The organism is Bifidobacterium crudilactis (assembly GCF_000738005.1).
Lineage (GTDB): Bacteria > Actinomycetota > Actinomycetes > Actinomycetales > Bifidobacteriaceae > Bombiscardovia > Bombiscardovia crudilactis.
Window position 1 is genome coordinate 783,249 of sequence record NZ_JHAL01000002.1, and the last position, 12,141, is coordinate 795,389.

A 12,141-nucleotide genomic window follows, 5' to 3' on the forward strand; every position below is an offset into this window, starting at 1 on the left:
CGGTACCGCCCTGCCCTGGCTGCCTTTGCCCGACACCGAAGGAACGGGCCTTTCGCCGGGCTTTAGCTGTGGTCCCTAACCATAGGCGTATATGTTACAGCCCATCCTCGCCACCTTGGTTTGCCAGTAAAGCGGTCAGATAATGGGCAACGGCGTGGACTGCGGCCATGGTCGTCGCATAGTTCATATGCGTGGGGCCTATGGAGCCTACGAAAGCCACCGGTTCATTAGCTTCCGGCATCTCCGTGGAGCTCGCGCCCGTCCCCAGCGCCCTGGCACGCTCCGTATCGACACGCTCATGCCCTTCTGAGTCTGACGGCGATGCCGTGGAACCATAACCGCTGGCGACAACCGATGCGTGTATCAAACCGGGATTATGCGTTTCCGAGCCGATTGCCACACTCACGCCGGAGGTCTGGGACACCTCGCTCAGCGTGCTCATAAGTTTCATCAGCACGACCTGTTCCTCGAGCGCATCGAACAGCGGAGCCAGATCACTGAGATTCACCGCCTGCTGATGTGTCAGCTGAGATGTTCCGGCCATATACAGACTGCTCGCCTGCTCCTGTGAGGCCATACCTTCCATCTCCTCTGCGAGCCTGTCGCAGAGTTCATTGATGGGTCTGAATTTGACGCTCGTGCCGAGTTGCCTGATGTCCTCGCCTGCCGTCGACAGGTTGACTCCTTGGTTCCTGGCATTGATGACGCGCGAGAGGTCCTCGACCATCTCCTGCTTGATGGATGTGCTGCAGCGGATGCTTCTCTGTGCAACCCTGCCCGTATCGGTGATTACGACAATCATCAGAGCCAGCGGCCCTAGGGGAATGATTTCCAATCTGCGAAGCGTCGATTTTGCGAGGGATGGAGATGCCACGACGGCGACCTGTCCGGTAATCTGCGCCAGAAGACGGGCGGAGCGCTGTAGCGTGTCCTCAAGATTCACCGACCCCGAGAGGAAGGACTCGATGCCCCGCCGTTGAGCCAAAGACAGTGGTACGACGTTGGCGAGCTTGTCCACGAAGTATCTGTAGCCTTTTTCGGTGGGTATGCGACCGGCCGACGTATGCGGCTGGATGAGAAAACCTTCATCCTCGAGTGTCGCCATGTCGTTGCGTACAGTCGCGGAACTGACCCCCAGGTCGTGGTCTTTGGTCAGCGTTCCTGAGCCAACAGGCTCCTGCGAGCGAATGTAATCTTCTATCACAGCCCTCAGTACGAGCATGCGTCTGCTGTTCGTCATGCGCGCCTCCTTGGGACGTGTACGTCCTACCTGTTTCGTGTTAATGCCTGTTTCGCTGTGTTTGCCTTGCGACCGGTATGGACCACCCGGTCGGTGTCCTGTACCGAAGCACGCAAGGCATGCACTTACTGATTGTATTAGCACTCGTATGCGGTGAGTGCTAGTTTCTTCTTTATGAGCGCATCATGTACACTTTTGAAAACTTTTGAGCATATTGCGAACATGTCGTGATTGCAACAGAACCGTCGATGAGCGTATATGTACCGCCTCACCTTGATGCCTCCGTCAGGGAACACACGCACGAAACGCAGGAAATACCGTTGTGGTGTCTGCTCTGAAAGCTAGCATTGAAGTGCAATGTGAGGGCTACAAAGCACTGTTCGACACAAGCCGGGCATGCAGCCCAACCAATTGGAAGGAAAGTTGATCATCTATGACCGATTTCACGTGGTCTGAACTGGACGAACGCGCAGTAAAACTGGCGAAGGTCCTCTCAGCTGACGCGGTCGAGAAGGCAGGAAGCGGACATCCCGGTTCCCCTATCTCACTGGCACCCGTCGCTTACACCTTGTATCAGCATTTCATCAAGCATGATCCGAATGATCCGAACTGGGCGGGACGCGACCGTTTCATCCTTTCCGGAGGGCACGCCTCACTGACTGAGTACGTGCAGCTCTACTTCTCGGGTTATGGCTTGACGCTCGACGACCTCAAGCGTTTCCGTACCGCAGGTACGCGCACTCCAGGCCACCCTGAGTATGGTCTGACACCAGGCATCGAAATGACCACCGGTCCTCTGGGCCAGGGTCTTGCCTCAGCTGTCGGTTTCGCCTACGGCCAGCGTTATCAGCGTGGTCTGCTCGATCCCGAAGCCCCTGCAGGCGAATCACCGTTCGACCACAAGGTGTGGGTCATCTGCGGTGAAGGCGACGTCGAGGAAGGCGTTTCATCCGAGGCGAGCTCCCTCGCCGGAAACCAGCAGCTCGGCAACCTCACCGTAATCTTCGATGCCAATCACATCCAGATCGAGGGCGACACCAAGATCGCCTTCTCCGAAGACATCCTCAAGCGTTACGAGGCCTACGGCTGGTACACGGATGAGTTCAGCTTCATCCAGCCGGACGGCTCATACAAGGAAGACGCCGAAGGCTTCGCCAAGGTTCTCGAAAAGGCCGAGCAGGTCACCGACCGTCCTAAGCTCATCAAGGTCGATTCACTCATTGCATGGCCGACGCCAGGCAAGACCAACGATCCTTCCTCGCACGGCTCGAAGCTGGGCGCCGAAGCCGTTGCAGGGCTCAAGAAGGAACTCGGATACGATCCGGAGCAGTCCTTCCAGGTCGATGAGGATGCTCTCGCACACGCACGCAAGGTCGCGGAGCGCGGTCTCGAAGCTCACAAGGCATGGGACGAGAAGTTCGCCACATGGAAGGCCGCCAACCCGGACAAGGCCGCCCTGTACGACCGCATCGCCGCAGGCAAGCTTCCCGAGGACTTCGACAAGGCCATCGACGAACTCGTCGCGGGCTTCACCGCCGGTTCGAAGGTCGCCACCCGTAAGGCATCCGGTGCAGTGCTCAACGCTATTGCAGCCGTCATGCCCGAGCTCTGGGGCGGCTCGGCCGACCTCGGTGGTTCGAACAACACCAATATCAAGGGTGCTGCCTCCTTCGCTCCCGACGAGTATGCCACCGTTCAGTGGCCGACCGTCAGCAAGTACGGACGTCAGCTCCACTTCGGTGTGCGCGAATTCGCGATGGGTGCCATCACCAACGGCATTCTCCTGGGTTCGAACACCCGTCCTTTCGGCGGCACCTTCTTCCAGTTCGCCGATTACGAGCGTCCTGCAGTGCGTCTCGCCGCATTGATGGACATCCCCAACCTCTTCGTCTGGACCCACGATTCCGTGGCTCTGGGTGAGGATGGCCCCACCCATCAGCCCATCGAGCATCTCGCCGCGGTGCGTGGCATTCCTCAGCTTGAGGTCGTCCGCCCTGCCGACGAGTTCGAAACCGCTGAAGCGTACCGCTACTTCTTCGAGAAGAACAACACGCATCCTGCCGCATTCATCCTGACCCGTCAGGGTGTCCCCTCCCTGGAGGAGACCAAGGCCAAGGCCAAGGAAGGCGTGCGCAAGGGCGCTTACGTGCTTATCGACACCGACGGTGAGCCTGATGTGCTGCTGCTCGCCACCGGTTCCGAAGTCCAGCATGCCGTCGAGGCTGCGAAGACCCTCGCAGGCGAAGGCGTCAAGGCCCGCGTCATCTCCGTTCCTTCACTTGAGTGGTTCGAAGAGCAGGATGACGAGTACAAGGAAGAGATTCTTCCTTCAACCGTCAAGGCCCGCGTTTCCGTCGAAGCCGGTATTGCGATGCCTTGGTACAAGTACCTCGGTTCCTACGGCAAGCCGGTCTCCATCGAGCAGTTCGGTCTGCAGGGTGACGGCGACGAGAACATGCGCGACCTGGGCATCACCGCCGAGCATGTGGTCGAAGCGGCGAAGGCCTCCATCGAAGAGGTCAAGGCAGCTCGCTAGTCCACCATCGGGGAGAGCCTGCGCAACAGGTGTACGGCTCTCCCCCGTTCCCGGGCAGACAGCCCGGTGATTATGTTGTTTTGGTTGGAAAACAAGGAGAAATAATGGCACAGAATGAAAACACGCAGCGCACCAGCGATTCCGGTGTGTCCATCTGGCTCGATGATCTGAGCCGTACCCGCATCGAATCAGGCAGCCTGCAGAAGCTCATTGCGGAGAAGAACGTCGTTGGCGTCACCACCAACCCTTCAATCTTCCAGAAGGCTCTGAGCCAGGTCGGACCATACGATGCACAGCTCAAGGAACTCGGCAAGGTCGACGTCGAGACCGCCGTCCGCGAGCTGACCACCACCGATGTGCGTAATGCCACGGACATCTTCCGCGACGTAGCCGAGAGCACCGATTTCGTCGATGGACGCGTTTCCATCGAGGTTGATCCTCGTCTGGCGCACGACACCGAGAACACCGCCAAGCAGGCCGAAGAGCTCTGGGCAAAGGTCGACCGTCCGAACGCGATGATCAAGATCCCCGCAACCCTCGAAGGTCTTCCTGCGATTACGGCCACTCTGGCCAAGGGCATCTCCGTGAACGTCACCCTGATCTTCTCGCTCGAGCGTTACGAGCAGGTCATCGACGCCTTCATCGAGGGCATCGCACAGGCTGACGCCAACGGCCACGATCTGAAGCACATGGGTTCGGTCGCTTCCTTCTTCGTCTCCCGCGTGGACACCGCCGTTGACAAGCTTCTCGAAGCCAACGGTTCCGTGGAAGCCAAGGAACTCGAAGGCAAGGCAGCTGTCGCCAACGCACGTCTGGCATACGAACTCTTCGAGAAGAAGTTCAACGAGGATTCCCGTTGGGCCGACCTCGAAGCCAAGGGCGCACGTCGTCAGCGTCCTCTGTGGGCCTCGACCGGCACCAAGAACGCCGCATACTCCGATTGCAAGTATGTCGACGAGCTCGTTGCCAAGGACATCGTCAACACCATGCCTGAGAAGACGCTTGACGCCCTCGCAGCACATGGCAACGGTGCACCTTCGATCGAAGGCACCTACGAGGAGAGCCACGCCGTTATGGAGAAGCTCGAGGAGCTCGGCATCAGCATCAAGGATGTCACCGACAAGCTCGAGTCCGATGGTGTCGCTTCCTTCATCGCCTCCTGGGATTCAGTGCTTTCCGATGTGCAGGCCGGCATCGATCGCGTGAACGCCTGAGATATAGCGCCTAGACGCTAGCAGATTATACTTCGGCCCCCTGCCCTTACTCGTTGAGGTGCAGGGGGCCGAAGTATATCCGTCCAATACGATAACTGCATCAAAAGGACAGCTTTTCCTGGAGAGTATTGCCACATTGCTGCCCTACTGATGCAGGTATGTGCTTATCTGAGCAGAAACAGCAACCGACAAAGCGTATGGAGGCTCTCGGACTGCTGAACGCTCACAGTATTCCATCTATCCACTGGGCCACGCCATCGTCATTGTTGGACGGGCATATCTGGTCGGCTATATCCAGAACCGGTTGAATGGCATTGGAAACCGCTACACCGACCCCTGCAGTGGCCATCATCGCGATATCGATGGCATCGTCGCCGAACGCCGCGACCTCGTCTGGCGACAAGCCCATCGATGTGCACAGAGTCCGTAGCGCGGACTCCTTGTTCGCCTCGGGATTCATCAGCATCCACATGCTGCCTTCGCTCACGTGAACCTCGAAGTCCTCCGGAAGCACCTCATTAAGAGGCGTCACTTCATGGTCCCTGGGAAATATGATGATTTTATCGGCATCGCCTTGCGGCAGGTCGGAGAAATCCGTCAGATGGCATTCTTCCATGGGCCAGAGCATACGGATGTCGAAGTTCGTGTATCTCTTGTCGTTCATGACCACGCCGAGTCTGAGTGTGGGAATCGCCGACAGCAGGGACAGACACACCTCGGCGGCTCGTTGCGCGGAGAAACCATGCCGAAGCAGATGCGCGTCCTGCCGTCTCGTCGATGAAGACCTCTGCCCTGTAAGGAGTTCGTAACTTGACCGTTGCGGCGACAAATCAATCAGCGCACCGTTGAGATACACGCATGCGTCCACGGGAATCTGGTGAACGATGTCCCAACTGGTACGCACCGGACGAGCGGTAGCCACCGCGATGAGCATACCTTGCTCGTGGGCTCTGCTTACCGTTTCGATGGTCCGTGCGGTCAAAGCCCTGTCTTCGAAGCTCGGGCCGTCATGAAGCAGAGTACCGTCGAGGTCTGCGACGAGAAGTTTCAAAGAGCTGTGAACGTGCATGCTGTCTTTCCTGTTGACGTTGCTGTGCCAAAAAGCCATTACATATGGAACAACACCGCAGTCATCGAACTACGGTGTTGTCGTATGTACTCGCATATAGACCTTGGGTGCCGCGTAGGTACTCAAGGCAACGGTGCTCAGCCCAGATTGTATTTGACCATCAAGCCCAGGGCAATGATGATGGCGACCCAGATCAGGGCGACTATCACGGTAATGCGATTAAGGTTCTTCTCGGCCACACCGGATGTTCCGGCATTGGAGTTGATACCACCGCCGAACATGTCCGAAAGGCCTCCGCCTTTGCCCTTATGCATCAGGATGAGCAGTGTCAACAGGACACTGGCGATGACGACGATGACTTCAAGAACGATCTTGAGAATAGCCACAGGAACCTCCACGTTTTTCTAACTCTTGCAAGGATACAGCACATCGGGGATTATCGCGGGTTCAACGCGAAAAAGAATGTTTTTGGGCGATACGCGCTATTTTGGAAAATTCATCAACCTCCAGGGAGGCACCTCCCACCAGGAAGCCGTCGACATCGCGCTCCTGGATGAGCTGCGCGGCATTACGCGAGCTCACCGACCCACCATATAGGATACGCACTCTGTCGGCGACCTTATCGTTGAAGGCCTTGCGCATATGCTCTCGAATCGCCTTGGCCGCGTCTTGTGCGGATTGGGGAGTAGCCACCATGCCGGTGCCAATCGCCCAAACAGGCTCGTATGCGATTACCAGAGATGCGGCTTCCTCCTCGTTCAGATCACGAGTGACGTCGTGAACCTGCCCGACCGCGAATTCCAGCTCGATGCCCTGACGGCGTTCCTCGAAACTTTCGCCCACACAAAGAATCGGCTGCATTCCGGCGGCCAATACTGCACGGACCTGGTCCACGATATTGGCATCGTCCTCGGGGTGATACTTACGGCGTTCGGAATGTCCCACAATCACATAGGAGCAGTGGAGTTGAGACAGCATATCTGCGGAGACATCACCGGTGAACGCACCTTGCGAAGTTACGGATACAGACTGCGCCCCATAGCGAATATGAAGGTTGTCGGCTTCCACCAGCACTTGCACGCTCCGGAGCGAGGTAAATGCCGGGAACAACACGATTTCGCAATGGCCGTAATCGAAACGAGCGTCACGAAGCAACCAGGCCAGTTTCTGTACGAAGTACGTGGCCTCCAAATGGTCCAGATTCATCTTCCAGTTACCCGCGATTAGCGGAACTCGTGCCATCGGTATCGCCTTTCCCAACCTGCTCCTAGACCACGGGCGAAGAGCTCTCGAAATCCGCAAGCGCATCTGCCCTCATACCTTCTTCATCATACGTGACGTGAAGCCATCATTCTGTCACATCGGCACCCCGCCGGCCATCCAGGAGATAACTGCAATAAAAGGACAGCAAATCGATGGAAATTCTTGGAAAAGCTATCCTTTTAGTGCAGTTATCTCAATTGCGCCCGATTATGTCAGGACGAACACGGGCTCACACAGATGTCGGGCCACGGCAGTACACCGCGACCCGACATTGCTGCACATCACTGCCTATAGGATGTAATCCCTACTCGATTACCTTGAGTCCGGGAAGTTCCTTGCCTTCAAGCAGTTCCAGGGACGCACCGCCACCTGTGGAGATGTGCGAGAAGCCGTCCTCTGGGAAGCCGAGGTTGCGAACCGCGGAGGCCGAGTCGCCGCCACCGACGATGGTGAATGCCCCTGCCTTGGTCGCATCGATGAGTCCCTGAGCAACGGCCTTGGTTCCAGCGGCGAAGGCCGGGAACTCGAACACGCCCATGGGGCCGTTCCACACCACGGTTTTGGATTCCACGATCTTGTCGTGGAACAGCTTCTGGGAATCGGGACCGATGTCAAGACCCATCTTGTCGGCGGGAATTGCTTCGGCCGAGACGGTCTCATACGGTGAATCAGCGGCAAAGGTGTCGGCTGCGACGATATCGGTCGGCAGCACGAGCTCGACGCCGTTCTCTTCGGCCTTGGCGATGTACCCCTTGACCACATCGACCTGATCCTCTTCAAGAAGGGACTTGCCGACCTCGAAGCCTTGCGCCTTCAGGAAGGTGTAGACCATTCCCCCACCGATGATCAGTCGGTTGGCCTTGCTGAGCAGATTCTCGATCACGCCCAACTTGTCCGAAACCTTTGACCCACCGAGAACGACCGTGAAAGGACGCTCGGGGTTGACGGTCGCCTTGGAGAGCGCGGTGACTTCCTTCTCCACCAGCAGGCCTGCGGCCGAAGGCAGGTCAGCGGCCACATCGTAGTTGGAACCCTGCGCACGATGAACGACGCCGAACCCGTCCGAGACGAACACGTCGCCAAGTGCAGCGATCTTCTTCGCATACGCGGCACGTTCAGATTCGTCCTTGCTGGTCTCTTCAGGGTTGAAACGAACGTTCTCAAGCAGCAGAACCTGTCCGTCCTGGAGCGCGGCGACCTTGGACTGTGCGTCCTCGCCGTAGGTGTCGGATGCCAGCTCTACGTCGGTACCCAGCAACTCGCCCAGACGCTTCGCGACTGGAGCCAAGCTCAACTCAGGTACAACTTTGCCCTTCGGACGCCCGAGATGAGCCATAAGAATAACCTTGGCGCCTTGCTCACGCAAAGCATTGATGGTCGGCAAGGCTGCCTTGATGCGGCCATCATCGGTGATGGTTGTGCCATCCAGCGGAACATTGAAATCAGCACGCACAAGAACTCGCTTGCCTTGCAGGTTTCCAAGATCCTTCAGTGTTTTCATGAACTATCCTTTCCTAGCTGTGCCTAAGGTAGCCTCTGGTGGTCGTACCCGCCACAGAAAGTATCAAGGCGCATGATGACGCCATAAGGGATTCTATACTGAGCAACAAACAATCAGCCAGAGAGCTCGCAGATTCCTGTGATGCATCAGAGCCGACGTCAGCACGCCGGAGATGACAGTGCATGGACAGCACGGACGCCCCCACACGGTATTCGTGCGGAGGCGTCCTTTGTCGGAATCATTGCTGCGACTGTTGTTTTTTTATCTTCGCGGCCAATTGCAGCAAGCGCCTGATGCGGCCGGCGATTGCATCCTTGGTGACCGGCGGGTCGGCAAGCCTGCCGAGCTCTTCCAAACTGGCGTCACGGTGGTCAATCCTCAGCTGGCCTGCCGCACGCAGATTGTCAGGAATGCTGTCCCCGAGCAATTTGAACGCTTCCATGACCTTTTCACTGGCTTCGACCGCAGCCTTGGCACTCCGGCGCATGTTGGCGTCATCGAAGTTCGCCAAGCGGTTGGCTTTGCCTCTCGATTCTCCGTCGTTGCGCTTCCCTGTCCATTCCCTTGCGGATTTGGGGGCACCGATGAGATTCAGCATGCGTTCTATCGCATCGGGGTCTCGAAGCGTCACCCGTTCCGAGCTGCGCACCTGACGTGCCTTCGCATTGATTCCCAGACGGCGTGCAGCGCCGACCAGCGCCAGTGCCGCTTCGGAACCTGGGCAGACAATCTCCAGATAGCTGGCCTTGCCGGGGTCGGAGAGCTCGCCGTGAGCCAAGAACGCTCCTCGCCAAGCGGCCTTGACCTGTGCGATGTTCCCGCTGATGATATCCGCGGGCAGACCTCTGACCGGACGCTTCCGCCGGTCCAGAAGCCCCGTCTGCAAGGCCAGCGCACCTCCGGCTCGCAACACTCGAACCGAGTAACGCACGTTGTTGCCTGTCGGTGTCTGTCGAGCTACCTCGATGAGATCGGAACTATGGCCGTAGATCTCCTTGATGGTGTTCTGCAACCACTGTGCGGAATCAAGAGAATCGAATTGCGCTTCAACGACGATGTGACGCTGCAGCAGATGCAGGCCGCCTCCGAAACGAATCATCGTGGCTGCCTGAGCCTTCTTCGCTGCGGGAAGTTCGTTGTCGATTGCGGCGAGTTCGCTCTTGACGTCGTCCAATAGAGCCAATAGCCAACCTCCTACAGTTGTTGCGATACAAAAAATAACCGGCTCCCAGCATCCTATCTGAAAAGCCACCGGCTATCTGTGATACAGAACATCTTGGACAACTTTGGGGCATCTGCTGCGAAGTGGACACGCATATTTCGCTATGTGGATGTTTACTCCGTCCACCCGTCTCCCGCATCTGCATGGCCGATAACAATTGCCTGGACGGGCAGGTCAACGTCGATCAGCTGCGATGCCTGTGCAGCTCTCTGGCAGACACCGTAACGCTCAGGCCATGATTCCTCAGCCTTTTGGCGAGTTCCTCGCTCATGGCGACCGAACGGTGCTGCCCGCCTGTGCAACCGATGGCGATGGTCACAAAATGCTTGTCTTCCCGCGAATATCCTCGTATGGCCGTCAAAATGGCAGGTGTGTACGATTCAAGGAACTCCTGGGCTCCGGGACTGTTGAGCACATAATCGCTCACGGCAGCATTCATTCCCGTCAGGTCACGCAGCTCCGGCACCCAGAAGGGATTGGGCAGGAACCGCATGTCCGCGACGAAATCAGCATCGAGCGGAACACCGTACTTGAATCCGAAACTGAAGATGTGCACCGAAACCGTTGTGGGCCCCGTACCGAGCAAGGCGTCATAGAGCTTTGTGGAGAGCTGATGGATGCTCAGCCTGGTGGTGTCGATCACCACATCGGCGCGCTCCTTGAGATGTGCCAACAGCTCCCGTTCCTCATGAATGCCGTCCACCAGCCTTCGTCCATGCTGCAAAGGATGAGGTCTGCGCACCGATTCGAAGCGGGTTATCAGGACCTCATCGTCGGCATCCAGGAAGAGTATGCGGTACTTGACCCCGAGATCGTCAAGATGGCTCAGCACCGCAGCCAAATCGTCGAAATACGATCTGGAGCGAACGTCGATGACCGCGGCGAGTTTATGAACCTTCGACCCCGAAGACGTCATCATATCGACCAAGGGAATCAACAGTTTCGGGGGAAGATTGTCTACCACATACCAGCCCATGTCCTCGACGCTGTCAGCGGCGCGAGAACGCCCTGCCCCGGACATCCCGGTGACGAGCAGAACCTCGAAGTCGTCCGCCGGCTCAGGTCTCCCCTTGCCTTCCGAATGGTCTGGAATCAACCCATGTTCTTGAGTCATCACAACACCTCCTGAAGTGCCTGGAGCATGGCCATATCGATATCCGACGGCATGCTGTGCTCATCGATACCCGTCATCAACGCCACCTGGGGTATCGCCTGATACAACAGCATCATCTCACCGCCTATGGCCCGAGCCCCCTTGTCGCGCCATGCGGTCATCAGTCGGCTTGGACGCGGATCGTAGACCACATCCAGCAACAGCCCCAGGTCTCCGTGCCGCGCCTGGTTCGAGAGTTCGTCAGCTATGCCATCGGCCGCATGTGCAGGCAGCGTGCTGATAGTCACGTCCTGGCCATCGACAGCGGATAGTGCTTGCGACAAGGTACGGACCTGCATCCCGATTCCCAGCCTCTCGGCCAACATCGACAGTTGCGCCGCCCGTTCGGGATGTCGTGCGCAGACCACGACCTGTTCCGCACCGAGTTCAGAGCACGCCGCCAGTGCGGAGGAAGCGGTGTTGCCGCTGCCCAGAATCATCGCTGTATGGACTTGTACATGTCCATCGCTCCAACTGAGGGTCGGCGTAGATGACCCGGCTGCATCAGTGTCGAGCCTGACAAGCTCCGTACCCAAGGCCTTGGATATGCCTTGAACATCGGTGTTGTACAGGGAGATTGTTGGGGCTTCGGCAGCTCCCGTCCAATCGAGCACGGCGGTATTGGCAACCTGCAGCGTCGAGGACCATGTGTCCGACGGAGTGCCGAATGGCATGACGGTACGTTTCAACGGCATCGTCAGGCTGAGTCCGGCCCAGCTGGGGTCAAGCGACAACAGCAGCTCTTCAAGCCCTGCCGCATCAACTTCATGGCGCAGATACTGCCAGTCAGACAACGCTAGGCGACGGTAAGCTGCCATATGGAGCACCGGTGACAGGGAATGCGCGATGGGTTTGCCCAGCACGGCACAACGATGCCTGTATTGTTGCACGGATAACCTCCTGAGTTTCAACTACATAGTAGCGAACCCTTGTTGCCGCCCGT

Annotated in this window: 10 protein-coding genes; 2 read left to right on the forward strand and 8 right to left on the reverse strand. The window is 57.7% G+C overall.

Going from position 1 to position 12,141, the window contains the following annotated elements:
- Positions 1-94: 94 nt before the first annotated feature.
- Positions 95-1,240 (reverse strand): heat-inducible transcriptional repressor HrcA, encoded by a 1,146-nt coding sequence (gene hrcA / locus DB51_RS05625; RefSeq protein WP_034252434.1) that lies wholly within the window; start codon positions 1,238-1,240, stop codon positions 95-97.
- Positions 1,241-1,673: 433 nt separating this feature from the next.
- Between hrcA and tkt the strand changes: the two genes are divergently transcribed.
- Positions 1,674-3,776, forward strand: a complete 2,103-nt coding sequence (tkt, locus tag DB51_RS05630) for a transketolase (RefSeq protein WP_034252436.1) — start codon at positions 1,674-1,676, stop codon at positions 3,774-3,776.
- 104 nt (positions 3,777-3,880) lie between these two features.
- Positions 3,881-4,990 (forward strand): transaldolase, encoded by a 1,110-nt coding sequence (gene tal, locus DB51_RS05635; protein WP_034252437.1) that lies wholly within the window; start codon positions 3,881-3,883, stop codon positions 4,988-4,990.
- A 223-nt stretch (positions 4,991-5,213) separates the two neighbouring features.
- On the opposite strand, the gene DB51_RS05640 is transcribed toward tal, so the two are convergent.
- From DB51_RS05640 to DB51_RS05670, 7 genes are all read right to left on the reverse strand, one after another.
- On the reverse strand, positions 5,214-6,059 hold the full coding sequence (locus DB51_RS05640) for an HAD family hydrolase (RefSeq protein ID WP_034252439.1): 846 nt from the start codon (positions 6,057-6,059) through the stop codon (positions 5,214-5,216).
- Positions 6,060-6,196: 137 nt separating this feature from the next.
- Complete coding sequence (gene secG / locus DB51_RS05645; RefSeq protein ID WP_034253925.1) at positions 6,197-6,445, reverse strand: preprotein translocase subunit SecG; 249 nt, start codon at positions 6,443-6,445, stop codon at positions 6,197-6,199.
- Between the two features lie 61 nt (positions 6,446-6,506).
- Positions 6,507-7,307, reverse strand: coding sequence for a triose-phosphate isomerase (tpiA, locus tag DB51_RS05650; protein WP_162174646.1), 801 nt, complete (start codon positions 7,305-7,307; stop codon positions 6,507-6,509).
- A 319-nt stretch (positions 7,308-7,626) separates the two neighbouring features.
- Entirely contained in the window at positions 7,627-8,823 is a 1,197-nt protein-coding gene (locus DB51_RS05655; protein WP_034252442.1) for a phosphoglycerate kinase, read from the reverse strand.
- Between the two features lie 238 nt (positions 8,824-9,061).
- Positions 9,062-10,006, reverse strand: a complete 945-nt coding sequence (whiA, locus tag DB51_RS05660) for a DNA-binding protein WhiA (protein ID WP_034252444.1) — start codon at positions 10,004-10,006, stop codon at positions 9,062-9,064.
- A gap of 223 nt (positions 10,007-10,229) precedes the next feature.
- A complete protein-coding gene (rapZ, locus tag DB51_RS05665) occupies positions 10,230-11,159 on the reverse strand; it encodes an RNase adapter RapZ (protein ID WP_034252446.1) in 930 nt (309 codons plus the stop codon).
- Positions 11,159-12,088 carry a shikimate dehydrogenase family protein gene (locus DB51_RS05670; protein ID WP_034252448.1) on the reverse strand — a complete coding sequence of 310 codons (930 nt, stop codon included), beginning with the start codon at positions 12,086-12,088 and terminating at the stop codon, positions 11,159-11,161. Before DB51_RS05670 ends, rapZ begins: the two co-directional genes overlap by 1 nt.
- Positions 12,089-12,141: the final 53 nt, after the last annotated feature.

What these genes read in the sequence shown, in the direction of transcription:
- tal (WP_034252437.1), top strand. Translation starts at nt 3,881, where the DNA reads ATGGCACAGAATGAAAACACGCAGCGCACCAGCGATTCCGGTGTGTCC.
- DB51_RS05655 (WP_034252442.1), bottom strand. Translation starts at nt 8,823, where the DNA reads ATGAAAACACTGAAGGATCTTGGAAACCTGCAAGGCAAGCGAGTTCTT.
- tkt (WP_034252436.1), top strand. Translation starts at nt 1,674, where the DNA reads ATGACCGATTTCACGTGGTCTGAACTGGACGAACGCGCAGTAAAACTG.
- hrcA (WP_034252434.1), bottom strand. Translation starts at nt 1,240, where the DNA reads ATGACGAACAGCAGACGCATGCTCGTACTGAGGGCTGTGATAGAAGAT.
- DB51_RS05640 (WP_034252439.1), bottom strand. Translation starts at nt 6,059, where the DNA reads ATGCACGTTCACAGCTCTTTGAAACTTCTCGTCGCAGACCTCGACGGT.
- rapZ (WP_034252446.1), bottom strand. Translation starts at nt 11,159, where the DNA reads ATGACTCAAGAACATGGGTTGATTCCAGACCATTCGGAAGGCAAGGGG.